This is a genomic window from Cryptosporangium aurantiacum, from assembly GCF_900143005.1.
Taxonomy (GTDB): Bacteria; Actinomycetota; Actinomycetes; order Mycobacteriales; family Cryptosporangiaceae; genus Cryptosporangium; species Cryptosporangium aurantiacum.
This window is the reverse complement of the sequence record NZ_FRCS01000030.1, coordinates 13,880-40,470: the sequence shown is the minus strand read 5'-3', so window position 1 is coordinate 40,470 and position 26,591 is coordinate 13,880. Positions and strand designations below refer to the sequence as shown.

28 protein-coding genes are annotated in these 26,591 nt (G+C 68.2%); 27 read left to right on the top strand and 1 reads right to left on the bottom strand.

All coding sequences use genetic code 11. From position 1 onward, the window contains the following. The first annotated feature begins 25 nt into the window (after positions 1 to 25). From BUB75_RS42395 to BUB75_RS42330, 14 genes are read left to right on the top strand one after another with little or no spacing between them, the layout of a single operon-like run. A complete protein-coding gene (locus tag BUB75_RS42395) occupies positions 26 to 997 on the top strand; it encodes an ABC transporter permease (protein ID WP_073266272.1) in 972 nt (323 codons plus the stop codon). Positions 998 to 1,010: 13 nt separating this feature from the next. Beyond that, on the top strand, positions 1,011 to 2,138 hold the full coding sequence (locus BUB75_RS42390; protein ID WP_073266271.1) for an LLM class flavin-dependent oxidoreductase: 1,128 nt from the start codon (positions 1,011 to 1,013) through the stop codon (positions 2,136 to 2,138). Beyond that, entirely contained in the window at positions 2,135 to 2,641 is a 507-nt protein-coding gene (locus BUB75_RS42385) for a flavin reductase family protein (protein WP_073266270.1), read from the top strand. Before BUB75_RS42390 ends, BUB75_RS42385 begins: the two co-directional genes overlap by 4 nt. After that, entirely contained in the window at positions 2,638 to 3,135 is a 498-nt protein-coding gene (locus tag BUB75_RS42380; protein WP_073266269.1) for an NADPH-dependent FMN reductase, read from the top strand. The genes BUB75_RS42385 and BUB75_RS42380 overlap by 4 nt, the downstream gene beginning before the upstream one ends. Beyond that, entirely contained in the window at positions 3,132 to 3,530 is a 399-nt protein-coding gene (locus tag BUB75_RS42375) for a riboflavin kinase (RefSeq protein ID WP_073266268.1), read from the top strand. The genes BUB75_RS42380 and BUB75_RS42375 overlap by 4 nt, the downstream gene beginning before the upstream one ends. 11 nt (positions 3,531 to 3,541) lie before the next feature. Continuing rightward, positions 3,542 to 4,846, top strand: coding sequence for a cytochrome P450 (locus BUB75_RS42370; RefSeq protein WP_143175777.1), 1,305 nt, complete (start codon positions 3,542 to 3,544; stop codon positions 4,844 to 4,846). Further along, positions 4,843 to 5,724, top strand: a complete 882-nt coding sequence (locus tag BUB75_RS42365) for an SDR family NAD(P)-dependent oxidoreductase (protein WP_073266265.1) — start codon at positions 4,843 to 4,845, stop codon at positions 5,722 to 5,724. The genes BUB75_RS42370 and BUB75_RS42365 overlap by 4 nt, the downstream gene beginning before the upstream one ends. 40 nt (positions 5,725 to 5,764) lie before the next feature. After that, complete coding sequence (locus BUB75_RS42360; protein WP_073266263.1) at positions 5,765 to 6,085, top strand: 2Fe-2S iron-sulfur cluster-binding protein; 321 nt, start codon at positions 5,765 to 5,767, stop codon at positions 6,083 to 6,085. Continuing rightward, on the top strand, positions 6,082 to 7,341 hold the full coding sequence (locus BUB75_RS42355; protein ID WP_073266261.1) for an NAD(P)/FAD-dependent oxidoreductase: 1,260 nt from the start codon (positions 6,082 to 6,084) through the stop codon (positions 7,339 to 7,341). The genes BUB75_RS42360 and BUB75_RS42355 overlap by 4 nt, the downstream gene beginning before the upstream one ends. A gap of 42 nt (positions 7,342 to 7,383) precedes the next feature. Beyond that, positions 7,384 to 8,214, top strand: a complete 831-nt coding sequence (locus tag BUB75_RS42350; protein WP_073266259.1) for an enoyl-CoA hydratase/isomerase family protein — start codon at positions 7,384 to 7,386, stop codon at positions 8,212 to 8,214. Further along, the gene (locus BUB75_RS42345) at positions 8,214 to 8,639 is read left to right on the top strand and encodes a Zn-ribbon domain-containing OB-fold protein (protein ID WP_073266257.1); all 426 of its coding nucleotides are present in this window, start codon (positions 8,214 to 8,216) and stop codon (positions 8,637 to 8,639) included. The genes BUB75_RS42350 and BUB75_RS42345 overlap by 1 nt, the downstream gene beginning before the upstream one ends. Continuing rightward, positions 8,636 to 9,781, top strand: coding sequence for a thiolase family protein (locus BUB75_RS42340; protein WP_073266255.1), 1,146 nt, complete (start codon positions 8,636 to 8,638; stop codon positions 9,779 to 9,781). The genes BUB75_RS42345 and BUB75_RS42340 overlap by 4 nt, the downstream gene beginning before the upstream one ends. Before the next feature lies 1 nt (position 9,782). Further along, on the top strand, positions 9,783 to 10,322 hold the full coding sequence (locus tag BUB75_RS42335; protein ID WP_073266253.1) for an SDR family oxidoreductase: 540 nt from the start codon (positions 9,783 to 9,785) through the stop codon (positions 10,320 to 10,322). A gap of 9 nt (positions 10,323 to 10,331) precedes the next feature. After that, positions 10,332 to 11,084: an SDR family NAD(P)-dependent oxidoreductase gene (locus BUB75_RS42330; RefSeq protein ID WP_073266251.1), complete on the top strand. Its 753-nt coding sequence runs from the start codon at positions 10,332 to 10,334 to the stop codon at positions 11,082 to 11,084. Here BUB75_RS42330 and BUB75_RS42325 read toward each other — a convergent pair whose 3' ends face one another. After that, on the bottom strand, positions 11,085 to 11,699 hold the full coding sequence (locus tag BUB75_RS42325; RefSeq protein ID WP_073266249.1) for a TetR/AcrR family transcriptional regulator: 615 nt from the start codon (positions 11,697 to 11,699) through the stop codon (positions 11,085 to 11,087). 167 nt (positions 11,700 to 11,866) lie between these two features. On the opposite strand from BUB75_RS42325, the gene BUB75_RS42320 reads away from it, so the two are divergent. The 13 genes from BUB75_RS42320 to BUB75_RS45935 all read left to right on the top strand — a co-directional run bounded on the left by BUB75_RS42320 (position 11,867) and on the right by BUB75_RS45935 (position 26,569). Next, positions 11,867 to 12,868: a CoA transferase gene (locus BUB75_RS42320; protein ID WP_073266247.1), complete on the top strand. Its 1,002-nt coding sequence runs from the start codon at positions 11,867 to 11,869 to the stop codon at positions 12,866 to 12,868. Further along, positions 12,865 to 14,073, top strand: a complete 1,209-nt coding sequence (locus BUB75_RS42315; protein WP_084742472.1) for a CaiB/BaiF CoA transferase family protein — start codon at positions 12,865 to 12,867, stop codon at positions 14,071 to 14,073. The genes BUB75_RS42320 and BUB75_RS42315 overlap by 4 nt, the downstream gene beginning before the upstream one ends. Beyond that, entirely contained in the window at positions 14,073 to 15,548 is a 1,476-nt protein-coding gene (locus BUB75_RS42310; RefSeq protein WP_073266243.1) for an aldehyde dehydrogenase family protein, read from the top strand. The genes BUB75_RS42315 and BUB75_RS42310 overlap by 1 nt, the downstream gene beginning before the upstream one ends. Continuing rightward, positions 15,548 to 17,047, top strand: coding sequence for a CoA transferase (locus tag BUB75_RS42305; protein ID WP_084742470.1), 1,500 nt, complete (start codon positions 15,548 to 15,550; stop codon positions 17,045 to 17,047). The genes BUB75_RS42310 and BUB75_RS42305 overlap by 1 nt, the downstream gene beginning before the upstream one ends. Before the next feature lie 33 nt (positions 17,048 to 17,080). Beyond that, on the top strand, positions 17,081 to 17,515 hold the full coding sequence (locus BUB75_RS42300; protein WP_073266241.1) for a Zn-ribbon domain-containing OB-fold protein: 435 nt from the start codon (positions 17,081 to 17,083) through the stop codon (positions 17,513 to 17,515). Between the two features lie 40 nt (positions 17,516 to 17,555). Then, positions 17,556 to 18,716 (top strand): thiolase C-terminal domain-containing protein, encoded by a 1,161-nt coding sequence (locus BUB75_RS42295; protein ID WP_218618111.1) that lies wholly within the window; start codon positions 17,556 to 17,558, stop codon positions 18,714 to 18,716. A gap of 70 nt (positions 18,717 to 18,786) precedes the next feature. Then, positions 18,787 to 19,440, top strand: coding sequence for a TetR/AcrR family transcriptional regulator (locus tag BUB75_RS42290; protein ID WP_073266237.1), 654 nt, complete (start codon positions 18,787 to 18,789; stop codon positions 19,438 to 19,440). A 564-nt stretch (positions 19,441 to 20,004) separates the two neighbouring features. Then, positions 20,005 to 20,868 carry a methylenetetrahydrofolate reductase gene (locus tag BUB75_RS42285; RefSeq protein WP_073266234.1) on the top strand — a complete coding sequence of 288 codons (864 nt, stop codon included), beginning with the start codon at positions 20,005 to 20,007 and terminating at the stop codon, positions 20,866 to 20,868. Positions 20,869 to 20,961: 93 nt separating this feature from the next. After that, entirely contained in the window at positions 20,962 to 21,921 is a 960-nt protein-coding gene (purU, locus tag BUB75_RS42280) for a formyltetrahydrofolate deformylase (protein ID WP_084742468.1), read from the top strand. Positions 21,922 to 22,279: 358 nt separating this feature from the next. Continuing rightward, complete coding sequence (locus BUB75_RS42275; RefSeq protein ID WP_218618110.1) at positions 22,280 to 23,644, top strand: hypothetical protein; 1,365 nt, start codon at positions 22,280 to 22,282, stop codon at positions 23,642 to 23,644. Positions 23,645 to 23,846: 202 nt separating this feature from the next. Next, complete coding sequence (locus tag BUB75_RS42270; RefSeq protein ID WP_073266230.1) at positions 23,847 to 25,022, top strand: FAD-dependent monooxygenase; 1,176 nt, start codon at positions 23,847 to 23,849, stop codon at positions 25,020 to 25,022. Further along, positions 25,022 to 25,954: a quinone oxidoreductase family protein gene (locus BUB75_RS42265; protein WP_073266228.1), complete on the top strand. Its 933-nt coding sequence runs from the start codon at positions 25,022 to 25,024 to the stop codon at positions 25,952 to 25,954. Before BUB75_RS42270 ends, BUB75_RS42265 begins: the two co-directional genes overlap by 1 nt. Before the next feature lie 375 nt (positions 25,955 to 26,329). Further along, positions 26,330 to 26,569 (top strand): DUF4179 domain-containing protein, encoded by a 240-nt coding sequence (locus BUB75_RS45935; RefSeq protein ID WP_143175776.1) that lies wholly within the window; start codon positions 26,330 to 26,332, stop codon positions 26,567 to 26,569. The last annotated feature ends 22 nt before the right edge of the window (positions 26,570 to 26,591 follow it).

The window sequence follows — 26,591 nt, the reverse complement described above, 5'->3', positions numbered from 1 at the left end:
ATCGGTCGGAAGAGATGTGTTCTCCATGAGTGTCAAATCCCTCGCCCGCTGGGCGGCCGGTTCGCCCTACAAGTGGGTCTGGATCGCGGTCGCCGCGCTCTACCTCGTGATGCTCGCCGCGACACCCAACGCGGCGACCGGGCGCTCGCTGGCCAACATGATGCCCGAGTTCGGGCTGCTGGCGGTCGCCACGCTGGGGCAGGCGGTGGTCGTCATGCAGCGCGGCTTCGACTTCTCCCTGGTCGGGATCATCGCGCTGACCGGGATGATCGTCGCGAAGCTCACCGACAGCGGCGTCGCCCCGCTCTCGGCCGTCACGATCGCGCTGGTCGTGGGCGTGCTGGCCGGGGCAGGCAACGGGTTACTGGTGTCCCGGCTGGCGCTCAGCCCGCTGGTGGCCACGCTGGCCTCCAACGGTCTGTTCCTCGGCCTGGCCTACCTGGTCAGCAACGGGCAGCAGATCCTGGTCCCGGACAGCCTCACCCACTTCGCCACGAGCCGGGTGGCCGGCATCGCCACCAGTTTCTGGATCGCCGCCGGCGTCGTGATCGTGCTGCTGGTGCTGGTCCGGCTGACGACCTTCGGACGACGTTTCGTCGCCACCGGATCCAGCCCCGACGCAGCCAGAGCCGCCGGCCTGCCGGTGATCCGTTCTCTCGTCGGCGCCTACGGCATCGCCGGGTTCCTGTTCGGCGTCACCGGCGTGCTGATCGCCGGATTCGTCGGGGCCGGCAGCTCCGGCGCCACCAGCACCTACCTCATCTCGTCGATCTCCGCTCTCGTCGTGGCCGGCGCCGCCGTCACCGGCACCCGGATCAGCCTCGTCGCCGCCGTCGTCGGTGCGCTGTTCATGACGATGCTCTCGCAGTTCATCCTCGCGCTCGGCGCCTCCGCGGCCGTCCAGGGGCTCATCCAGGGTCTGGTCCTGCTGACGGCGGTCGCGTACCCGAATCTCCGCCTCCCGAGGGTCCGCCTGCGGCGGCCGGCTCTCCACTGAACCAGGAGTGACAATGAATCCTTTGATCGACAGCCCGAACAAACTCAAGCTCGGGCTCTTCGGTACCAACGGTGGCGCGACACTGACCCGCGTCCCGGAGGTGTGGCGCCCCCACTGGGACCGCATCGTCGAGGTCGCGAAGATCGCTGACCAGGCCGGGCTGGAGGCCTCGCTCGGGTACGCCCGGTGGAAGGGCTACGTCCCGGGTATGCCGGAGGCCGGTGTGGCCCAGGTCGTCGACCCGTTCACGTGGGCGGCGGGGCTGTCCCAGGTCACGTCGTACACGACCCACATCGCGACCGTGCACGGCTCGGTGATGCACCCGGTGCTCGCGGCCAAGCAGTGCACCACGATCGACCTGATGTCGGGCGGGCGGTTCGCGCTCAACATCGTCGGCGGCTGGAACGCGATCGAACTCGACATGTTCGGGGTGGGGCTCCGGGAGCACGAGGCCCGGTACGCCGAGCTCGAGGAGTGGGTGCAGATCCTCACCAAGCTCTGGACGGAGAAGGAGGAGTTCGACTACACGGGCGAGTTCTACGAGGTCAAGGGTGGCTTGTCCCGGCCTCAGCCGCTGCAGAAGCCGTATCTCCCGATCATCAACGCCGGATCGTCGCCCCGCGGGATGGACTACGCCACCACGTACGCCGACGTCTGCTTCACGGTGCCCGACGCAATCGGGAGCGACGCCAAGGCGAAGGTCGACGAGCTCAAGAGCACCGCCCGCGCGAAGGGCCGTGAGGTCGGCGTCTGGACCTACTGCGCCGTCGTGCAGCGCGACTCCCGCGCCGAGGCGGAGGAGTACCTGGAGTACTTCACCGGCCCGATGGCGGAGAACGAGTTGCTCGACGCCTGGCAGGCCGCGGCCCTGAGCGCCAGCGTGACCAGCAACATCCCGGAGGAGGTGATCCGGTCGATGCGCCAGCGGTTCGCGGCCGGCTCGGGCGGACCCATCCTGGTCGGCACCGCCTCGGACATCGCCGACCAGCTGGAGGAGATCAGCGAGATCGGTCTCGACGGTGTCCTGCTGACCTGGCCGGACTTCACCGACGGCGTCAAGCGCCTGGTGGCTCCGGGAAGCGTGCTGACCGAGCTGGAGAAGCGCGGCCTGCGCGAACCCTTCCGGGGCGTGCAGGCATGACGACCATGTTCGTCGACCCACGCCGGTTCCGCGACGCGCTCAGCCACTACCCCTCCGGCATCACGGTGATCACCGGCGCTCAAGGCGCCGAGCCGGTCGGCTTCACCTGCCAGTCCTTCTACAGCGTCTCGATGGCTCCGCCGCTGGTCTCCTTCAGCGTGCAGAAGACCTCCACCAGCTATCCGCGGATCCGGCCGAGCGAGCGTTTCTGCGTCAACGTCCTGGCCCACGACCAGCAGCGGATCTCCAACCAGTTCGCCCGCAGTGGCACCGACAAGTGGGCCGGCGTCTCGTGGCACTCCTCGGCCCTGGGCAACCCGGTGCTGGCCGACACTGTGATGTGGCTCGACTGCACCACGTGGGCCGAGCACGACGCCGGTGACCACCTGATCATCGTCGGCGAAGTCTCGGAGATGAGTACGCCGGACTGGCACAAGGGCGATCCACTGCTCTTCTTCCAGGGCACCTACCGGCAGTTACGGCACCGAGAAGACCCTCGATGAAGGCAGTCGCCGTCGTCGGCAATCCCAAGCGCGCGTCCCGGACCGCGGAGGCCGCCCAGATCGTCGCCCGTGCTCTCGGCGCGGAGTCGGTCGAACTGATCGAACTGACCGAGCTCGGCCCCGCCCTCCTCGGGTGGGGTGACCCAGCGGTCGCCGAGGCGAAGGAGAAGGTCAAGGACGCGGACCTGGCCGTGATCGCCTCCCCGACCTACAAGGCCACCTACACCGGTCTGCTCAAACTCTTCCTCGACCATTTCGAGGGGCAGACCGGCCTGGCCGGGGTGACCGCGGTTCCGCTGATGCTCGGGGCCGGGGAGGCCCATGCGCTCGCTCCCGACGTGCTGCTGAAGCCGGTGCTGGTGGAGATCGGTGCCACCTGCCCGACGGCCGGGCTCTACCTCCTCGACCGCGACTACGGCGAGAGCGCCCGGCTCCGAGCCTGGCTCGAACAATGGGCCGACGTGGTGCACCGCGCGGCCGGAAGGGAGTCGTGACCGGGCCGATCGTGGTCCAGGGAGTGGTGCGGCCCGGCGACCGCCGTGGCCGCCTGCTCGGCTTCCCCACCGCGAACCTGCACGACACCGACGCGGTGCGGCTGGACGGCGTCTACGCGGGCGCCGTCCTCCTGGACGACGCCGGGACAGGCGCCGTGCCGGCCGTGGTCTCGGTCGGCCGCCGCCCCACGTACTACGGCGGCGAGGGGGTCCGACTACTCGAGGCGTATTTGCTCGACTGGGCCGGTGACCTCTACGGACGGCTCATCCGGGTCGAGCTGCACCGTCACTTGCGTCCGCAACGCCGGTTCGAGGGCACCGCCGACCTGATCGGGCAGATCGCGCGGGACGTCGCCGCCACGCGCACGTGGGCCGGAGCCGGAAGTATCCGCTAGCAGGCTATTCGTTGACTCAACTGACTAGTTGGCATACGCTCCCCTCCACCCGATGCGAGGACGCATCGACGGTTCGAGGAGGAATCGTGACCACGGGTGTTGAGACAACCCAGATCCCCGACCTGACCGACCCTCAGACGTTCGCGCCAGGCGTGCCGCACGAAGCATTCGCCCGCCTCCGCGAAACGCCGGGATTCCACTGGCAGCCCACCGAAATTGCGACGGCGAATGGCGGCTTCTGGGCTGTGACCCGGTTCGCCGACATCGTGGAAATCGAGTCCAACCCGGCACTGTTCGCCTCTCAGCCGGGAGGGGCCTGGCCGTCGACGAATCTGTCGCCCGACCCGGCCGAGAATCCGCTCTACAACAACCTGATGATGATGGATCCGCCGCGGCACAGCTCCGTGCGCCGGGTGGCCGCGGCGGCCTTCGGGCCCCGGATCGTCAAGAACTTCGACCCGTGGGTACGCGAGATCGTGGTGGAGGTTCTCGAGCGGATCGAGCGCCTCGACGAGTTCGACTACATCCTCGAGGTCGCCCAGATCATCCCCTCCTTCGTCGTCGCACGTGTGCAGGGCGTACCGGCCGCGGACCGGCAGTGGATCGTGGACCAGACGCTCGCCGCCTTCGAGGCGATGCAGACCGCCGATGTCAACGCGGTGGGCGAGGTCTTGAGCCGGACGTTCACCTACTACCGCGAGAAACTCGTCCCGGAGAAGCTGCGCAATCCCCAGTCGGACATGACGAGTGTGCTGATCCACGCGGCAGAGCGCGGTGAGATCACCGAGGCTGAGGCTTACGACTTCCTCAACCTGCTCCAGGCCGCGGGTTTCGAGACGACGCACACGCTCATCGGTCAGTCCATGCGCATGATCCTCGAAAGCCCGGAGATCGCCGAGAAGACGTTCCGCGGCATCCAGGAACTCGGCCCGGACAAGGTCATCGACGAGTTCCTGCGGTACATCACGCCGGCGATGTTCATGTCGCGCACGGCGACCCAGGACACCGTGGTCGGCGGCCAGCCGGTTCGCAAGAACGACCTGCTGAACCTCTATTTCACCGCGGCGAACCGTGATCCTGCGGTCTTCGCGAACCCGGACGAGTTCGACCCATGGCGAACCGAGACCGCCTCGCTGGCGTTCGGTAGCGGCCCGCATCGGTGCATCGGCAACGCGCTCGCCAAGCTCGAGCTGCGAATCCTGTTCGAGGAGATGGCAAAGCGCGACTTCCGTCTCCGGCTCAACGGTGCGCCGCAGCGGGGCTGGTCCACGTTCATCAACCAGATCCGTTCGCTCCCCGTGGCGAGGGTTTCGTGACCGAGAACCCGACGAGGCTCGACGGCGAGGTTGCCGTCGTCACCGGCGGAGCATCTGGCGTAGGGCGAGGGATCGCCCTCGAGCTGGGCGCTCGCGGGGCGAGCGTGGTCGTCAGCGACATCGACGACGAGGGCGGCGCGCAGACCGTCGCCGCGATCACGGACGCCGGCGGTACGGCCGCCTACGTCCACGCCGACGTGCGAAACGCGGACGAACTGCGGCTGGTGGTAGAGACCGCGCAGTCGCAGTTCGGTCCGGTGACCACCGCCGTGGTGAGCGTCATGGCCGGCAACGGCGGCGGACGCATCTGGGAGCACGACCTCGCCGACGTCCGTGCGATGTTCGACGTCTTCGTCTTCGGGACGTTCTCGACGGTGCACACGTTCGGCCCGGCGCTGATCGACACGGCCCGGTCAGGGCGTGCTGCCCGGCTGCTCCTGGTCGGGTCGGAGCACTCGCTCGGTGTGCCCCCGCACGTCTTCGCGGCGAGTGCCTACACGACCGCGAAGTACGCGACGCTGGGCATCGCCGACACGGCCCGCCGGGACTTCGAGGGAACCGGTGTGTCGGTCACCCTGCTGACGCCCAGCTGGGTTCGCACCGAGAAGGTCCTCGACCTCGTCCGATCCTCGCCGGAACTGGCCCAGGCCATCGAGCCGCACGCGCAGAACACCCGGGACGTGGCGCGGGCCGCAGTCGACGGCCTGCTCCGCGGCGACTACATCACCGCGACCAACCCGGTGATGCGGGCCTTCGTCATCGAGCACGCACGGGACGTCATGACCGCCGTCCAGATGCTGCCGGAAATCGCTGAGGCCGACTACGCCCACGACGGGACCGGCGACGCGTCGCGGTGCCCCGTCATCGGCCACTTCTGAACTCTCGCAAGAGACCCGCACTGATCGGAGTACCAGAGTCATGGCACGAGTGACTTATGTGCAGCCTGACGGCAGCAGCACCACGTGCACAGCAGAGGGCCGCAGCCTGATGAAGGTCGCGGTCGAGAACCTCGTGCCGGGGATCATCGGTGAGTGCGGGGGTGACCTCTCCTGCGCGACGTGCCACGTTTTCGTCGACGAGACATGGTTCGGGAAGCTCGATCCGCGGAGCGATGACGAGGAATCCCTTCTCGACGTCACGTCGGAGGAACCCACGTCGACGAGTCGGCTGTGCTGTCAGATCACGCTGACCGACGCGGTCGACGGCATCGTCGTCCATGTTCCCGCGACGCAGCGATGACGGAGCCGGCTGAGAACGCGCGCGTTCTCGTGGTCGGGGCGGGACAGGCGGCAGGCGAACTCGCGGGTGCGTTACGGGCCGGTGGCCACCAGGGTCCGGTGACGTTGGTCGGTTCCGAGCCGCATTTCCCTTACACCCGGCCGCCGCTTTCGAAGGCCTACCTCCGGGGTGAGGTGGACACCCCGGAGCTGTACCTGCGCCCTGCGGACTTCTACCGGGACCACGACGTCACGGTGCACCGTGGCGTGGCCGTCGAGTGGGTCGACCTGGGGGGAAGGAAGGCCGGATGTGACGACGGTTCGGTGCTCGAATGGGACCGCCTCGTCTTCGCCACCGGCGGGCGCCCGCGTCGCATCGCGGACTCCGGGCTCGGGAGCGCAGGCAACGTCCACTACGTCCGCACCATCGACGACGTGAAGCGTCTCCGGTCCACGACGATCGCAGAATCCCGCTTCGCCGTCATCGGAGGCGGGTACGTCGGGCTCGAAGTGGCCGCCGTGTTGCGGGGTCTGGACGCCCGGGTGACGGTGATCGAGGCCGCCGACCGGCTCCTCGCCCGCGTGACCTCACCCGTCGTCTCGGAGTTCTTCCTCCGCGTCCACACCGAGGAAGGCGTGGACGTCCGGCTCTCGACCCAGGTCGAGGGCTATCAGGTCGAGGACGGAAACGTCTCCGCGGTGGTGCTGGCCGACGACTCACGAATCCCGGTCGACCAGGTGCTGATCGGCATCGGGATGGTGCCCAACGACGAGGTCGCCGCACGGGCCGGCCTGGACGTGGACAACGGCATCGTCGTCGACGAGTTCTGCCGGGCCGGGGTCGCCGGCGTCTACGCGATCGGTGACGTCGCTCGACACCCCGATCCGCTGAACGGGGGCCTGCGGCGGCTCGAGTCCATGCCGAACGCCGCGGCCCAGGCACGTCTCGTAGCCGAGGACATCCTCGGCCGGGGACGGCGCTACGACGACCTTCCGTGGTTCTGGTCCGACCAGTACGACGTCAAGCTGCAGGCCGCCGGATCGACGGTGGGCTGCGACGCCGTGGCGATCCGCGGTGACGTCACGTCGGGGCGCCGCTTCTCGGTCTTCTACCTCCGGGACGGCGTGGTGCGCGCGGTCGACGCCCTCTCCAGCCCGGCCGATTTCGCTGCCGGGAAGGCTCTCATCGCGTCGGGCGCCGTCGTCCCGATCAGCGACCTACAGGACCCGAGCGTCCCGCTGCGCAAGCGACGGTCGTTCGCTTCCGAGGCGTCCTGACCCGCGGCTCATCGGCCGCACCAGCAAGAAGGGAGACATCTGATGTCGGAGATCGACGCATCACCGCGCCCGGGTGTCAGCACGGAGCGAGACGACGCGATCTTGATCGTGCGTCTCGATCGGGAGGACGTCCACAACTCCCTCGACCCGGAGTCGATGGTTCTGCTGCGGCGCACCCTCGAAGACTTCCGCGACGACGACTCGCTCGCCGTCGCCATCGTGACCGGAGCCGGCAGCCGTGCGTTCTGCGCCGGGTCCGACCTGCGCCGCACACCGCCGGAAGGCAGTCCTTTCGCGAAGGCGCTGCTCGGGCCGTGGGAACACGGTGCACACGACGGCGGCTACGTCCGGGCCATCACGCTCAACGAGATCGGCGTCGGCAAACCGCTCATCGCCGCCATCAACGGTCACGCCGTGGGCGGCGGTCTGGAGATCGCATTGAACTGCGATTTGCGGATCGCCTCGACCAACGCGACGTTCTCCCTGCCGGAGGCTCGCTGGGCGAGCCTCCCGGCGGTCGGCGGCCTATCGCTCCTGCTCCGGGCCGTCCCGCCGGCGGTGGCGATGAAGATGGTGCTGACCGGCGATCGGATCGACGCCGCCGAGGCGCATCGCGTCGGCCTGGTCAGCGACGTGTACGAGCCGGACGAACTGCTCGGCGCCGCACTCGAACTGGCGCACCGGATCGCGGCGAACGGCCCGCTCTCCGTCCGGGCGATGACCCAGCTCGCCCAGCGCAGCTACGAGCTCCCGCTCAGCCAGGCGATCGCTATGGAGCAGGCGATGTGGGGTCTGTTGCGCGATACCGAGGACCGAGCCGAAGGACGCCGGGCCTTCGGCGAACGACGCGCCCCCAAGTACGGAGGACAGTAATGGGCAACGAAACCGCCCCGACCGGCGTCGCGACCAAGGTCGTCGCCGGCGAGTACTTCACTCACGACGACGACGGGGTGCACCTGCGCATCACCGAGTGCCGGGACTGCGCCAGCCGCTGGTTCCCGCCCGTCGCGATCTGCTCGCGGTGCGCCGGAACGAACCTGACCGACGTCGACAGCGGCACGACCGGGATCGCCTACGCCTCCACGGTCGTCCGCGTCGGCCCGCCCGGATTCCCCGCACCTTATGTCCTCAGCTACGTCGACATCGATGGCGTGCGGGTGCTCGCCCACACCGAGGGGGAGTCCGCGCTGACGCCGGACACCCCCGTTGCGCTGACGGTGGGCGAGATCGGCAACAAGGACGGGACGCCGCTCGTGTCCTACGTGGCGCGCGCACTCTCCGGAGGTGATCGGAAATGACGAACGTTTACATCGCTGGGGCGGCCGTGCACCCCTTCGGCAAGCACAAGACGCTGTCGGCCGCCGACCTCGGCGTGTCGGCAGCGGCGACGCTGCTCGCTGACACCGGAGTCACGCCGGACGCGATTCAGGCCGGCTTCGTCGGCTCCGTGTACGGCGGCTCCCTCGTCGCGCAGCGCATCCTGCAGCGGGTCGGGGTCTCCGGCCAGCCCGTGTTCACCATCGAGAACGCCTGCGCCAGCGGCGGATCGGCGGCCAACCTCGCGTGGCAGGGAATAGCCGCCGGCGTCTACGACTGCGTGCTGGTCGTCGGAGTGGAGAACCTGTCCGCGTTCGGCGGCGGAACCCTGCCGCTCACCACCGCCGACATCGAGATCGACCAGGGCGTCGTCATGCCGGCGACCTACGCCATGCGGGCGCAGCGCTACCTGTTCGAGACCGGAGCGACGGTCGCTGACCTGACCAACGTGGCGGTGAAGAACCGCGGTAACGGCGCTCTCAACCCGCGCGCCCACCTCCGCAAGGCGGTCACCGCGGAGGAGGTCGAAGCATCGCGTCCGGTCGCCGATCCGTTCAACCTGTTCCACTGCTGCCCGAACAGCGACGGCGCCGCGGCGGTGCTGCTGTGCAGCGAAGCCTTCGCGAAGCAACTGGGACGGCCCACGGCCAGGATCCGCGCCAGCGTGGTGCGATCGGGCCAGTTCCACACGTCGTACCGCGACATGACCTGGCCGGACATCACCGACCGCACAGCATCGGCGGCCTACGAGATGTCGGGCATCACGCCGGCCGACCTGGACCTGGTCGAGCTGCACGACGCGTTCGCGATCGCGGAGTTCCTGCACGCCGAGGCACTCGGCATCGCCGAGCGAGGCAAGGCCTACCAGGCGGTCGCGGACGGAGAGTTCAACATCGGGGGCCGCGTCGCGGTGAGCCCGAGCGGCGGACTCCTCTCCCGCGGGCACCCGGTCGGCGCGAGCGGCGTGACGCAGCTCGCCGAGGCTTACTGGCAGCTGATCGGAACCGCCGGTGATCTCCAGGTTCCGAACGCCCAGGTCGCGTTGACCCACACGACCGGTGGCGGGATCTTCGGCGTCGACAACGGCGCCTGCTCCGTCCACATCCTGACCGCGGAGGGGTGACGTGCCTGTCGTCTTCATCGGGTCCGCTCCGACGAGTCTCACCGACACCGTTCTCGCCCAGCTGCGGGACGCCGGGTGGGACGTCGCTTCGGACGAGAGCGGCCCATTCGATGCCGTCGTGGTCGATGCGGGACTCGTCGGAGGGCAGGTCAACGACACCGTCGTTGCCGAGTTGCTCGCCGGCGCACGGCGATGGCCGTTCCGGGCTGGCGACGCCGGCGGCGGGGCGATCGTCGTCGTGGGTAGTCGGGACCAGCTAGGCAGCGGAAAGCGTGCCGAGGCCGCAGCGGTCGCCGGGGCGCTCGCCTCGGTGGTCCGGAGCCTCGCGCTGGAGCTGGCGCCGTCGCAGGTGCGGGTGAACCTGGTCGCGCCGTTCGACCCGTCCGTCGAGGACGTGCGCAGCCTGCTGCCCACGCCCGTCGCCGTCGAGGACGTCGCCGCGACCGTTGTCTTCCTCGCCGACCCACGCAGCAGCTATGTGACCGGTCAGGTGCTTTACGTCTGCGGTGGAGCCAGCCTGCTGTCGAGCCTGAGCGTCTGAGGGGCAATCGTGAAGCTCAAGGGAAAGACCGCCATCGTCACCGGCGCGGCCCAGGGCATCGGTCTGGCCATCGCGACCGAGCTGGCCGCGCAGGGCGCGGCCGTCACGATCGCCGACCGGTCCGCCGAGGGCGCCGAACGCGCCGCGGCGGAGCTCACCGCGGCGGGGCTCACTGCCTCGGCCGCAGTCGCCGACGTCACCTCGGCCGATGCCGCCAACGCGTTGGTAGCGGTCGGCGAAGAACGCCACGGGCCGCTGGACATCCTGGTGAACAACGCCGGCATCAGCATCAACAGCGGGATCAGGAAGCTGAGCGACGAGGACTGGAATCGCACCCTCGCCGTCAACCTGACGGGCGTCATGAACTGCTCGCGCGCGGCGGCCCGGGTGATGGCCGACCGGCGATCGGGCCGAATCGTCAACATCACGTCGCGGGCATGGCTGGGGTGGTTCGGGCAATCCGCGTACTCGGCGTCGAAGGGCGGCGTGGTCTCGCTCACCCGATCGCTCGGCATCGAACTGGCCCGATTCGGGATCACCGTGAACGCCGTCGCGCCCGGCCTCATCGACACTCCGCTCATCCGCAACGAGACGCCGGAAGTGATGGCAAAACTCCTCGCGGCTCAGCCCTCCGGCGTCATCGGCAAACCCGAAGACGTCGCCTGGGCAGTCTCTTACTTCGCCGGGCCGGCCGGTGCTTCGACGACGGGGCAGGTTCTCTATGTCTGTGGTGGCAAGAGCCTCTACACGCGGCCGGCGTGATCAGGACCTGACGTCCTGCGCGACGCTCGCCCCCAGGAAGCGGATGGTCTCTACGAGCCCTTCGACAAAGGCCGGATCCGAGGCCTCCTGCCCCGTGACCATGCGGGTGATCTGGGGCAGCGTGTCCGGCGCCATCGTCATCAAGCTGAACAGCAAGGCCAGGATCTTCGCATCGACGCTCTCCGACAGGGTGCCGTCGGCCTGCGCGGATTCGAAGACGCGGACCATCCGCTGCCACGCCTTGGTGCGCAGTTCCTCGAGCACGATCTCGGACTCCCCGATCACGTGCTCCGCGCCCTCCCAGGCCAGTACGCGTCGCCAGTGTCGCTCGCCGGCCGCCATGGTCTCCGTGATCACCCGCACGGCGTCCACGAGGCCCAGCCCCTCGAGCTGCTCCCAACGGGGAGCGGACTCGCTCGCCATCCGCTCCAGAACAGCGTCACGGAGGCCGGCCTTGCTCCCGTAGTAGTAGTACAGAAGCTGCTTGTTGCACCCGGCCGCCGCGACGACGCGATCGGTTCGCAGGCCCGCGAACCCGTGCTCGGCGAGTTCTGTGATTGCGGCCTGAAGGATGCGCTCGGGTGTGGCGTCAGAGGCCTGGACAGCTGCGGACATGCCAGCACCCTACGTCGGGCCAGGCGGTCGCTCGCACACATGTGACCTAGACCTATGTCTCATCCAACTAGTTGATCATTGTCCGGATCGAATCGAGGAGAAGCGCCGATGAGTAGCGAGAGCGCCGGTGCCGACGCCCAGCCGATGCCTGATGTCGCGGTGACGTCATGACTGCCGTCCGCCCGCTCGGAGGCCTGGCAGTCGCGGAACTCGACTCCTCCCTCGCGTTGGCCTTCTGCGGGAAGTACCTCGCCGGCCTCGGCGCTGACGTGACGGCCTACGGGCCACGGCTCGCCGACTACGACAACGCGGTCCGCGACTACGTGGACGACGGCAAACGTATGTCGACGGACCCTCGGCCGACCGGGTCGCTCGGCGACTACGACATCGTCCTGGCGTCCGACGTCCCGAGCGGGCTTCCTGACCACGTCGTCGTGGTCGTCGTGACCGACCAGGGCCGAACGGGGCCGCAGTCCACGCTGCCGGGGGGCGACTTCCTCGCTCAGGCGCGCTCGGGGCTGATGTCACTGGTGGGCGTGCCGGACCAAGCGCCGCTGGCCCTCGGTGGCCACCAGATCGAGTACTCAGCCGGGCTAGCGGCCTTCACCGGAGCCATGGTCGCCCTGCACCAGCGCGACAAGGACGGGCGCGGCCAAGTGGTCGAGACCTCTCTGCTGGAGGTCGCCGCCTACATCGAGTGGAAGGGCCGGATGTATCACCAGGTCGGCAACGTGCTCACTCGAGGCGATCGGTCCGGGCCGATCATCACCGAGTGCAGCGACGGTCAGTTCGGCTTCTACTACCGCGCGACCGACTGGCCGGCGATCCTTCGCGTGTTCGGCTCCGAACGTCTCGACGATCCACGGTTCGCCGGCCATCCGGAGCGGGTGCGCCATTCCCGGGAACTGGTCGAGGTCATCAACGAGCTGTCCGCCGGACTCACGCGAGACGAGTTGTACCACCGGCTCCAAGCGGTCGGCGTACCGGCCGGACCGATCTACACACCGACCGACCTGCTGCGTTCTGAGCAATATCGCCAGCGCGGCTTCCTCGTGCCCCTGGACTCCGCCGGGCCGGAAAGCCTCCAGCCTGCTCTGCCGGTGACCTTCAACGGCGCCCGGAGCGCCGCCCCCTACCAGGCCGTGACGACCGGAGGAGTACGCCGATGATGCCGCTCGCAGGTCTACGGGTCATCGACCTCGGGATCATCACGGCGGGGGCGGCATCGTCGCAGGTGCTGGCCGACTTCGGAGCCGAGGTCATCAAGGTCGAATCGACGACGTACACCGACCCCTTCCGCAGCTGGTCCCAGGTGGCGGGAGCCGGATCGATCGACCCCGACGCCAGCCCCGCCTTCAACGCCGTCAACCGCGGCAAGCTCGGTGTGGCGATCAACCTCAAGACCGACGAGGGGCGCGCGGCGTTCCTGCGACTGGTCGCCCAGGCGGACCTCGTGGTGGAGAACTTCCGCCGGGGGGTGCTCGAGCGGCTGGGCGTCGGCTTCGAACAGCTGAAGGCCGCGAATCCACGAATCGTCCTGCTCTCGCTGAGCAGCCAGGGGTCGACGGGCCCCGAGCGGGACTACATCTCGTTCGGCTCCACGCTCGAGGCCATCGGGGGCCTGATGTCGGTCACCGGCTACGGGCCCGATCTCCCGATGTGGACCGGCAACAACGTCAACTACCCGGACCAGCTCGTCTCCATCGTCGCGCCGGGCCTGGCGCTGGCGGCCCTGCGGCTCCGCGACCGCACGAACGAAGCCGTTCACGTCGACCACTCCCAGCGCGAAGCGGTGACCAGTCTCCTGGGTCACGAGATCGTCCGCGCCAGCCGAGATGACCTGCCGTCGGGCAGCGACTCCAACCGACACCCTCGGCACGCGCCGCACGGTGTTTACCGCACGGCCGGCGAAGACGACTGGCTCGCGCTGTCCGTCCGGTCGGACGACGAGTGGTCCGGGCTCTGTGAGGTCCTCGGGCTCGACGCGGTGGCCCGGGACCCACGCTTCGCGACCGCCGACGCCAGGGCTCACAACCGCGCAGAGCTGGACGATCTTGTCGGAGGAGCCTGTGCGTCGCGTGCGAAGGACGCGTTGGCCCGGGAACTGCAGGCGGCGGGGGTGCCGGCGGCTCCCGTCCAGCGCCCCGACGAGGTGCTGGACGACCCGCAGCTGGCGTCTCTCGGCTTCTACCAGACCGTTCCCGGGGACTCGTTGATCCAGCGGGGCTTCATCGCCAGGCTCTCCCGGACTCCGGCGCAGGTACGCCGCCGTGCGCCCCGGCTGGGTGAGCACACCGATGACGTGCTCGCACTACCCGCCGCATCCCAGCCCGGCATCGCGGGCGTTCGTTTCCCAGATCAGGTAGGTCAATGATGAGCCCCACCAGGTTCCCCGAGTTCAACACCGAGCAGCGCTACGACATGCTGATCGGAGACAGCTGGACGCAGTCCACCACGGGTGAGACGTTCCGGTGCTTCGATCCGTACGACGACGTCGAGTGGGGGCACGTGCCCCTGGCCGACATCGCGGACGTGACACGCGCGGTCGCCGCGGCGCGGGCAGCCTTCGCCACCTGGAGCCAGACGCCGGCCTACGAGCGGGCGGCGATCCTCTCGCGGTGGGGGCGCGCGATCACCGACAACGTCGAGGCGTTGGCGCGGACCCAGGTGCACGAGAACGGCAAGACGATCGCCGAGATGCGCGGTGCGAGCGGCGCACTCGCCGCAACCGCGGAGTACTTCGCCCAGCTCGCGCTCGGACCGGTCGGGCACGTGATCGAGCCAGCGTTTCCGAACCACGAGGCCTGGACCCTGCGCCAGCCGATCGGTGTCGTCGCGGCGATCACTCCGTGGAACAACCCGCTCGGACTCCTCGGGTGGAAGCTGTTCCCGGCCCTGGCCGCGGGCAACACGATGGTGATCAAACCGTCGGAGGTGACGCCGGTTTCGACACTGCTGCTGGCACGGCTCGGCCTGGAGGCCGGGCTCCCGGCAGGCGTCGTGAACGTGGTGACCGGTTTCGGCGCCACCGGCCAAGCGCTGGTCGACGACCCGGGTATCGACAAGGTCGCCTTCACCGGTTCGACCGCCACCGGCGCCGCGATCGCACAGCGAGTCGCGCCGCGCTTCCTGCGCACCACGTTCGAGCTGGGAGGCAAGGGCGCGCAGATCGTCTTCGCCGACGCGAACCTGGATCTGGCCGTGGACTCTCTCGTCAAGGGCATCGTGGCGGGCGCCGGTCAGGCGTGCAACGCCGGATCCCGCCTCCTGGTGCAGGCGCCGATCTACGACGAGGTCGTCGCGCTCCTTAGGCAGCGAGTCGCCGACATCCGGATCGGCGACCCGCTCGACACCGCGTCCGACATCGGTCCCCTCGCCTCGCGGCCCCAGTACGAGAAGGTGACGCACTACCTCGACCTCGCCAAAGACGACGGGTGTGAACTCCTCGTCGGTGGACGTCGCGGACCCGAGATCGACGGCGTCGGCACGGGGCGCTTCGTGGAGCCGACGCTCTACGCGACCCCGGACTCCGCCTCCCGGATCCGCCGTGAGGAGATCTTCGGGCCGGTGGGCGCGGTTATCCGGTTCGAGGACGCGGAGGACGCCGTTCGCATCGCCAACGAGTCCCAGTACGGACTGGTCGCCGGGCTGTGGACGAACGACCTCTCGCGGGCGCACCGGCTCTCGCGCCGTCTGGAGTCGGGTGTCGTCTGGATCAACACCTGGCGGGCGTTCAGCAACAACGTGCCCTTCGGCGGGGTGAAGAGCAGCGGCCTCGGGAGGGAGATCGGGCCCGACGCCCTCTTGGAGTACACCGAGACCAAATCCATCTGGTTGGGGCTCCACTAATGGATCCCACACCTCTGGCACCGTCGAAGGGTGGCCAGGAGCTCACCCGGTGGTTCACCCGGCAGATCTGGGAGAGCCTCGGCGAACAGTCGTCCGACGTCGACTCCCTCCAGGTGAGCGGCGACGGGGATCTGGGAACGCCCTTCCCGATCGCGGACCTCGCCGCGGCGTCCTTCGCCGTCAGTGGGCTTTCGGTGGCGTCCCTGCTCGAAGCCTCCGGTCTGGACGCGCCTGCGGTGGCCGTCGACAGGCCGGAGTCGGTGGCATGGTTCGACGTCCCGCTGGCCCCCACCCGGTACATCGACGAGCCGGAGCAGCACGGGATCCACTCGAGGTGGATGGCCGAGTACCTCACCGCGGACGACCGGTGGGTCCGAGTGCAGGCCTCCTTCCCCTCGCTGCGGCGCCGGATGTGCGAGGCCTTGGGCGTTCCGGAGGATCCTGACGACGTCGCACGTGCCTGTCGGGCGGAGTCGGCCGAGGCGCTGGAGAGCCGGCTCGTGCGTGCCGGCGCCGTCGCCGCCTTCGGGCGTTCCCTCGCGGAGTGGCGGGAGTCCGACCAGGGACGCGCGGTCGCGAACGAGCCCATCGCCGACCTTCGCGCCACGACGTCACGGAGCGCGCGGTGGTCACCTCATCCGTTGCGGCCCCTGCTCGGGGTGCGGGTGCTCGACATGACCCGCGTGGTGGCCGCCCCCATGGCCACCCGATTCCTGGCCGCTCTGGGCGCGGAGGTCCTTCGGCTCGATCCCCCCGACGGGGACGAGGTGACGATGATGAAGGCCAACGACATCGTGCTCGGGAAGCGATGGGCGGTGCTGGACGCCAAGACCCCCGAGGGGCGGGAGCGGTATCGCCAACTGCTGGCCTCCGCGGACGTGTTCGTCCACGGGTACCGACCGGGCGCTCTCGACGCTCTGGGCTACGACGCGGACGCGCGGGCCGAGATCAGCCCCGGGCTGGTCGAGGTCACCCTTGACGCCTACGGCTGGACGGGTCCGCTGAGCCACCGCCGGGGTTTCGACACGGTCCTCCAGTTCGCCTCGGGGTTGGCTCACGAGCATGCCCGGTGGGCCAACGAGGACCCTGACCACCGGCTCCCGCTGAACTCGCTCGGACACCGGGTGGACGGATCCCGGCCGCGGATCCTTCCCGTCGAGATCCTCGATTTCAGCACCGGGTACCAACTCGCCGCGGCCGCGATCAACGGACTGCGCCGCCAGCTGGTGACCGGGCAGGGCTCCGTCACGAAGTTCTCCCTGGCGCGTACGTCGACGCTCCTGGCACAGCCCGAGTTCACCGCCGGCGCCGCGGTGATCGAGCTGCCGTTGTCACTGCCGACGGGGACGCGGGTCCACGAGATGAACCGGCGGCCGTCCCGGCGGCTGGATTTTCCGTTCCGCGTGGACGGCGTCGACCTGTACTGGGACCGCCCCGCGGAGGACGCGGGATCGTCGGCTCCGCAATGGGCGACCACCCGGCCGGGACCGCACCAATGACACCCATCGATTCCTGCAAGAGTTAGGCGAGACATGGCGGTAAGCATCGGGAAGCCGATTCCGATCCCCACAGAAGCGGACAGGCCCTACTGGGACGCACTCCGGGAGCACCGTCTGGTTCTCTCCCGCTGTGTCTCCTGCGGCTGGTACAGCCAGCGACGCAAGATGGTCTGCCAGGAATGCCTCGGCGAAGAGTTCACCTGGGCCGAGGTTTCCGGTCGAGGCACGATTTACTCGTTCACGCGCGTCCACCAGACCTGGGTCGCTGCCTTTCAGGACGAAACACCGTACGTGCTCGTTTCGGTCGCCCTCGAAGAGCAGCCGTCGCTGGTCCTCGTGACCAACCTGCTCGGCGAATACGACTTCGAGTCCCTGGAACTCGGCTTCCCCGTGATCGCGGACTTCGAACCGCGGGGTAGCGAGGTCCTCCTGCAATTCCGCTTGGCCGGAGGTACCAATGTTCAGTAATGACAACCCGGTCGCCATCGTCGGCGTCGGGCACTCACAGGTGGGGCGCCGGCTCACGCGCCCCCTCGGCCTCCTCGCGAAGGACGCGGTCCTGGCCGCCATACAGGACGCGGGCATCACGATTCACGACGTGGACGGGGCGGCGACGTTTCCGCAGTTCCCCGAGGGGCCCAGGGACGGAACGCAGTTCGTCAGCGTGGCCTGGCTCGTGAACAGCCTGGGCATCGAAAACATCAAGTGGTGGGCTGAGACCCAGACCGGCAACGTGAGCACCGCGATCGAACAAGCGGCCCACGCGCTGGCGCTCAACCGATGCGACTACGCCGTCGTCTGGCGGGCGATGTCGTTCGTGGCGGGCGGTAGCTACCAGGCCACGCACTCCGACCTGGAAGCGCCGGACAGTTCGGCCTACACCCTTCCGTACGGCAAGTCGGCCGCGATCGCCGAATTCGCGCCCGCCTACATGCGGTACATGAAGCTGTACGGCGCCCGGCGCGAGCACCTCGCGACGCTCGCCGTGGCGCAGCGCAAGGGCGCGAACCTCAATCCGAACGCGTACTTCCGCGACACGCCGTTGACGGTCGAGGAATACCTGAGCGCTCGAATGATCGCCGACCCGATGTGCCTCTACGACTGCGATATTCCGGTCGACGGAGTGGCCGCCATCGTCATGACCCGGGCCGACCGGGCCAAGGATCTGCCGAACCCCCCGGCGTACGTCTCCGGCCTCGGTCAGTCCGGCATTCCGAAAGGCATCGAGCCACGATCGATCAGTGGCCTCGGCAGCGGTATCGGTCCGCGAATGTTCGAGCAGATGCAGCACACCGCGAAGACGATCGGCGAGGGCCTCTGGAGTACGTCCGGACTGCGTCCCAGCGACATCGACGCAGCCATGCTCTACGACGGATGGGCGCCCGACGTCTACTTCTGGCTCGAAGGCATGGGCTTCTGCGGCGAAGGTGAAGCCTTCGAGTTCATTCAGAAAGGGCGGATCGACATCGACGGTGAGTTCCCCATCAACACCCACGGGGGCAACCTGAGTGAGGGCCGGCTGCACGGGATGGGACATTGGGTCGAGGCTGCGTTGCAGGTACAGGGACGCGCGGGTGCCCGCCAGATCAAGAAGGCGGACAACGTCGCCGTGGTGAGCGGACTGATGAACCTCGGCTCCGGAGCGATTCTCAGCAGATCGCCCCACTGAACCACCCACGTGGGGGAGCGAGAGCTGACGGTGGAGGATGTCGATGGCAACCACGCATAGAGGAGCATCGATGTCCCAGACAGGCGCCGGCAAGGGCCAACGCGGCGGGGATACACGAGAGCGAATCCTCGCCGCGGCTTCCAGCGAGCTCGCGCGCGCAGGATTCGCCGGGGCACGAATGGAATCGATCGCGCAGCTCTCCGGAGTGAAGAAGCAGGTGATCTACTACTACTTCGCGAGCAAGGCGGAACTCGCACGGGCGGTTCTCGAGAGGGCCCATGCACAATCAGCCGATTTCTACCGATCCTTCGAGTTGTCCTCCCTCTCCGAGATCTCTCATGCCGCAGTCGAAATGTCCACCGTCTCCGAAGAAGGGGTCGCTCACCTGGTCTGGGAAGGCCGGGAACATGTGAACCCTGACGGCCTTGATATCCCGTTCGGGCCCAAGCGTGAAGAAGACTTCCGGCGAATCATCGAGGTCGTGGCCACGGAGCAGGCGGCCGGTCGACTTCGCTCTTCGCTCTCCCCGGAGTACTTCGGGCTCTTCGCGGTGCTCGTGACCACTGCGCCCGCCGCTCTACCACAGCTCACCGAGCTCGTCACGGGCCGTGACTGGCGTGATCCCGTCTTCGCGCAGGAGTGGAACCGCATGATCGACGAAATCCTCTCGGCGCTGAGGCCGCCCGGCGGCCCTACCGAGGAGAACGATCCGGCCGATCGGTAGCCGACGCCGTCACTCCGGCGCAGGCCGCCGACGCCCAGCCACCGGCCAAAGGGCCGCGCGGCCGAGGCGTTTACCGTCACCGTCGACCGGTGCCGCAGTACTGCGGCCCCCGCCGCGCCCTCCGGGTTCCCGCGCGCAACATCGGCGACACGCCCGCCCGGGTCAGCCGATGCGTAGGCGCTGGAGAGCGGGTGGGCCGCCTGGAGAGGCACACGGCGAGCAGGATGCCTCTGTCGTCGCGGGAGACGCCGATCGGCCGAGCAGCGACTACCGGCTGATCAGCGAGCACGTGGCTGACCCCGCGAAACATCGGTGAGCAAGGAGCGGTATGAATGCCGCCGGTCCGAACACGCCCGTGCCGAATATGCCGGGATACGGGTAGCTAGCGCAGATGCGCTCGCATCCTGCGGATCACGGCTATGCGTCCGACGGATCGCAGAGATAGCAACAACGCATTTCCCGCTGCCGGGCGGCCTTTCTAGCGTTGGCAACGATCAGCGTCGGCGAGCGGGTGTCCCCAAACAGCCAGTGCTGACCAGCTCCCGCCGACCCGAAGGGGAACTAGTGGATCGCACGATCGCCGACCGGGGACCGGCGGCCCGCGCTTCGCTGCGCCGGGCCTTCGAGACACTGGGGTTCGAGGTCATCCCCTTCAAGAGGACCGAAGAGGCCGTGCTCGCGCACGTGCCCAAACACGTCCCGCTGACGGTGACCGCCTCCCCCGCCAAGGGCCAGGACGCGTCCGTTGACTTAGCGGTCAGCCTCGCCGGACATGGGTACGCGGTCGCTCCGCACCTGTCCGCGCAGCAGGTGCGCGACCGGGCCCACCTGGCCGATGTCGTCGCCCGCTGCCGGCAGTCCGGCATCACCCACGTGTTCGTGATCGGCGGTGACCGCACCGACACCCCAACCGAATTCAGCGATGCGCTCTCGCTCCTGCGCGCCCTGCACGAACTGGATCACGGCTTCACCGACATCGGAATTGGTGGACATCCGGAGGGACATCCGGCGGTCAGCGAGGAAGTGCTGTTCCAGGCACTCGCGGAGAAAGCCCCGATGGCGACACACATCACCACCCAGATCGTGTTCGACCCGCGAGTGATCTTGTCCTGGGCACGTGAGCTCAAGAGGCGCGGCATCGACCTCCCCGTGTACGTGGGTGCGCCGGGAGCAGTCAGCAGGCAGAAGTTGCTGCGTGTCTCCGGCGGCCTCGGCATCGGCGAATCGGCGAAGTTCCTGAAGAAGCAGCAAACCCTCTTTTGGCGCTTCTTCGTACCAGGCGGTTACAACCCGGACAAAATTGTCAAGGGCCTAGCGCCCCACATCGGCAAACCCGACAACGCGATCGCCGGCTTCCACATATTCACCTTCAACGACTTGGAGCCGACCGAGGTCTGGCGCCAGCGCACCTTGCGAAGCCTTGCCTGAACCTGCGCCGCGCACCCCCATCGTTCGAGCCGATGGACGGCTCACGCAACCCCGCGCCTCGCTCCGCCAGCAACCGGCCGACCCGGAGACCTTATGACCACCCTGACCGCAACATCCACGACCAGCACAACGGCGAGCGCCGCACCGTCGATCCTGCCCAGCGCCAAGGTGCGAGGCGCCCACTACGCTGACCGCGGCCGCCTGCTCATCCAGTGTGCCGACCAGCCGGGGATCGTGTCGGCGATCAGCAGCTTCCTGACCGAGCACGGAGCGAACATCCTCACCCTCGACCAATTCTCCACTGCCGAGGAGAACGGAAAGTTCTTCCAGCGGACGGAGTTCCATCTGCCCGGCCTGCCCGCCGTGCTCGGGGAGTTGGAACGCTCCTTCGCCGCCGAGGTCGCCGAGCGGTTCGACATGACGTTCACCCTGACCGAGTCCACCAAGGTCAAGCGGGTGGCGATCATGGTCTCCAAGACCGATCACTGCGTCCTGGACCTGCTGTGGCGCAACCGCCGTGGCGAGCTGGACATGAACGTGGCCATGATCGTCTCCAACCACGCCGACCTGGCCGAGGAGATCCGCCCGTTCGGCGTACCGTTCTTCCACGTGCCCGCCAGCCGCGATAATCGGGCAGAGGCAGAGGCGCGGATCTTGGACCTGCTGCGGGGCAACGTCGACCTGGTCGTGCTTGCTCGGTACATGCAGATCCTCACGCCGAACTTCTTGGCGAGCGTGGGTGTGCCGCTCATCAACATCCACCACTCGTTCCTGCCCGCGTTCATCGGCGCCGGGCCCTACCAGAAGGCCAAAGAGCGGGGCGTCAAACTTATCGGCGCCACCGCCCACTACGTCACCGCCGACCTCGACGAGGGGCCGATCATCGAGCAGGACGTCGTGCGCGTCGACCACCGGCACGCAACGGCCGATCTCGTCCAGCTGGGCGCCGACGTAGAGCGTGCGGTGCTCTCACGGGCAGTGCGCTGGCATCTCGAAGACCGAGTCGCCCGCCACGGCAATACCACCATCGTCTTCGGCTCGATCGGCTCCTGAGAAGGGCAGCACATGGCCTCGACGATCATCGACGGAGGCACTGCCGACGGGCGCCCGACGGACCACGACCCACCGCGCGAGGTCCGGCTATGTGGCTGATGGATCGTAGAGATAGCTGCTGTGCATTTCCGGCGCGAGCCCGGGCTTCCTAACGTTCGCTATCACCGGCTCACACCACATGCCATCCCGCCAAGGTCAGAACTCGTCCAGTTCCGAGTCGGCGGCCGGCTGACGACGTCTCCGCACTGTCCGTGCGGAAGTCCCGCGTGACCCGATAACCCATGCAGTCGCTCCGTGGCTGCCGCACCACCGAGCCCGCTGCCGATCGACCGGCCGTGGATTTCAACGAGGAGGACCCGTGCCTGATTTCGACTGGATGGGTGACACGGGTGGGCTGACACCCACCGATACCGTTCAGGACGGCCTGGACAAGGCCGGCGGCCCGATGCAGCTGCTGTGGAAGCCCAATGTCCCCCCGATCCAGGTACCCCGGGTGCCGGCCGAGTTCGTCGGCTGGGCGCAGGAGCAGCTCGCGTGGGAAGAGGGCGTCGCGCTGCTCGAGGTATCGCATCACATGACCGACCTGTTCATCGAGGGACCGGACGCGGTGCGCCTGTTGTCCGCGGTGAGCGCGAACAACTATCAGAAGTTCGCGGTGGGGCAGGCCAAGCAGCTGATTACCGTGTCCGAGGAGGGTTGGCTGATCCAGGATGCGATCCTCACTCGCACGGCGGCAGACCGGTTCATCGTCACCGGCATCGGCACTGCCCACAACTGGATCGCTTTCCACGCCCAGCGCGACACGTACGACGTCGACCTGACCTGGGACTATTCCTCGGACATCCGCCAGGGAGACCCGGTCCTCTTCCGCCTGCAGATCCAGGGTCCGAAGGCGGGACCACTCATCCACAAGCTGTTCAAGGACACGCTCGACGACGTCAAGTTCTTCCACTACGGCACGGTGTCGCTGGACGGGCGTGAGTTCTACGCTCTGCGCCACGGCATGACCGGGCAGCCGGGCTTCGAGTTCTTCGGCCCGTGGGAGCATCACGACTTCGTTCGGGATGCCCTCCTCGACGCCGGGGAAGACCTGGGCATCGTTCAGGTGGGCGGGCGGGCCTACTACACGGCGGGCGTCGACAGTGGCTGGCTGGCCACCCCGGTACCCGCCATCTACACCTCGGCGGGGATGGACGAGTTCCGCCGGCACACCAGTGTCTTCTCCTATGAGGGAATGGCCGCGCTACGCGGCAGCTTCTACTCGCCCAACATCGAGGACTACTACGTCAACCCGTACGAGCTGGGATACGGACGATCCATCTCCTTCGACCACGAATTCATCGGTCGCGAGGCGCTCCGGACGCAGAAGGACGCCGTCCGCCGAACCAAGGTCACGCTGGTCTGGAACCGGGAGGACCTCGACCGGGTTTTCGGCGCCGACCGCGGACTGGTTCACAGCTACACCAAGGACCGCGTGGAGATTGGTTCCGACCTGGTCGGCATCTCGGAGTACGCGGCGTCGAGCGCGCGTGACGGGCTGGTCCACTCGATCGCCCGTGTCGACACGCAGCACGCTGCCCCGGGAACCGAGGTCACGATCGTCTGGGGCGAACACCCCGGCCCGACGGGAGTAGCCGACCCCGGAGCCTTCCAACGGATCCGGGCGGTGGTCCAGCCCGCTCCGTACAACGAGTACGCACGGACGGGTTACCGCGACAAGTAATGCGCTGCCGGCCACGGCAGTTTTCGTGGCCGGCTCCCCGTCGCCGCACCGTCTACCGACGCACCGTCCCGACTCGGACGAAGGAGTCCGACATGTCTGCACCACATATCCCTCTCGGCAGTGACTCCCGCTCCACCGGCGAAAGGGCGGCAGGGCCGGCGCACCGCCGGCCAAAGTGCACCCAGTCGGCAGGTGCTCGCTGATGGCCGCGGTTCGGAAGGTTCTGATCCAGGGTGCCGGTATCGGCGGCCTGACGCTGGCGGCGGCGCTCGGCCAGCGCGGTGTCCAGGTGGACGTCGCGGAGGCTGTCGGCTCCGACGCCGTGCTCGGCGTCGGGCTCAACCAGCCGGCCAACGTGCTCGCGGCCCTCGATGAGATCGGCGTACGCGAGGCCTGCCTCAACATCGGTTTCCCTTTCGAAGAGCTGGTGCTGTGGAACCCGCTCGGCGAACAGGTGGCCGCGATCCCACCGCCGGACGGCGTGTACGCCAAGCCCTCGAACAACGCCATCGGACGACCGGCGTACAACCAGATTCTGCGCGAGGCCGCGGACAAGGCGGGCGCGCGCATCCGCACCGGCGTCACGATCTGGGAGATGCACGAGGACGCCGACGGGGTGGAGGTCGAGCTGGCCACCTGGACCGGAAAGCGCACCCCGCCGATCCGTGATGCCGGTGCCGGGAGCAACCGCTACGACCTGGTCGTGGGCTTCGACGGTGTCCGATCGAAGATCCGCGAGCACCTGTTCGGCGACAAATACGCGCCGGCCTTCACCGGCTCGGCGAACTGGCGGGTCACCCTCCCACGACCGGACTATCTGGAGCACATCGTCGTGGCGTTCGCTGCGGGCGTGAAGGTTGTGCTCACACCCACCAGCCGAGACGACATGTACTTCGGCCTCGTCACACCCGAGCCGGGTAAGCCACGCCACGCGCCGGAGGATTTTCTCGATCTGTTCCGCGAGCGCACCCGGCCGTTCTCGGGGCGACTCGGTGAGCTCCGCGACAGCATCACCCCCGACCACACCATCGTGTACACGCCGCTGGAGTACCTGACCGTCCGCGAACCCTGGTTCCGGGACCGGATCGCTATCGCCGGGGACGCGGCGCACACCAGCCCTCCGCACCTGTCCCAGGGCGCGGCGATGGCGGTGGAGGACGCGGTCACCCTCGCCGCGGCCCTGGACCAGCACGACGGCCTACCCGACGCGCTGGATGCCTGGTATCGACGGCGACGCGACCGTGCGCTGTTCGTCGCCGACGCCTCCCTGGCCCTGCTCAAGCAGGAGAACGGCGACGAACTAACCGCGGCGGATCACGAACTGCTGAGGCAAGTCGTACCGAATGCACAGGTACGGCTGTTCACGGAGGCCTACTGATGCGCGCCTACCTGCTGCCTGCCGAGGGCGCTCAGCCAGAACTCACCCAGGCACCCGCTCCGGAGCCGGCGCCCGACGAGGTGCTGGTGCGGGTGCACACGTCCTCGGTGACCCCGCACGACGCGATTGTCGCGAGCGGCGCTGCCGCCAGGTACATGACCTACCGCTTCCCGGTGGTGCTGGGCAGCGACCTGGCCGGCACCGTCGAAGCCGTCGGCGCGGAGGTCTCTGACCTCTCCCCCGGCGACCGGGTCTTCGGACTGGTCCGCGAGCTCGTCGCCGCCCGCGGCTCCTTCGCCGAGTTGGTCTCCGTGCCGCGGGAATGGGTGTGCCGGACCCCGGAGACCGTGGACGACACCTCGGCCGGCGCGCTCGGCCTGGCCGCGCTCACCGCGCTGCGTTGCGTCGACGCGATCGAAGCCGGCGCCGGTGACGTCGTCCTGGTCAACGGAGCCACCGGCGGCGTAGGCAGCTATGCCATCCAGTTGCTGGCGGCCCGCGGGGCAGCGGTGGTGGCCACCGCCCGCCCGGGGGAAGAGGCACGTCACGTGCGCGAGCTGGGCGCGGCCGACGTCGTCGACTGGACCGGTGGTGATCTCGCCGAGCGAGTTCGCACACTGCATCCGGATGGGGTAACCGCGATCATCGACCTCGTGAACCGCAACCCTGCCAACCTCGCCGACCTTGCGGACGCCGTGCTCGCTCCCGCCGGTCGGGTCGCCTCTACCGGGCATGCGGCTGACCCGGATCGCTCAGGGTCGACCAACATTCGAGCCGGCGTCGACCAAGACGCGCTGCGCACGATCGCCGAGCTGGCCGGTGACGGACGTCTACGAGCGCCCATCACCCGCACGTTCGACCTTGCCGATCTCGATCGCGCCTTCGCCGCGTTGGGCGGCGGAGCGGTCGGGAAGATCGCCATCCGGATCTGAACAGCGCGAGGGCCGGGGACGGCATGCCGTCCCCGGCCCTCGCGTCGGAGGGCTCAGGACGTGTTCGCATCGTCTTGCGCCGCAATCGGCGGACGCCGGACAACCACCGTTGCGGGTCGACCCGCCTCTGCGCCCACTACGCGCCCACCTCTGGATGCGGCAGGACCAGGAACCGCCTCGTGGCGGCGAGTCGCTGCCCCGTGTTTGCCGGCGAGCGTCGCGGGGGGCCGGGACGGGTCCAGTGCTGCCGCGTCGGTCAGCCGGAGCGGTCTCCTGTCACGCGTTCGGGTGTCGTGTCCACGACGAAGCGCCGATCTAACGTAGTGCTCGTCGCAGAAGACAACACCCTCATTCCCAAACCATTGAGGTGACCGAATGCTTGCCCGCAGGAAACTGACAGCAATCGCAGCTGCTATTCTTTTTAGTCTGCTCTCAATCATTTTCATCGCGGCGCCCGCTAGTGCCTTCGAACTACGCAAGGTTGGCCCTTTCGATTCTTTGCTGGACTGCCGCGCCGACCGCTCGATTTATATCAAGCTCTACGACGACGTGCGGTACTGCTATTTTGACAAAGACTTTCGTGCTTATTTCTTCTCATATGACTACCACTCGTGATGGCAGGTAGCCGACTGCCCCA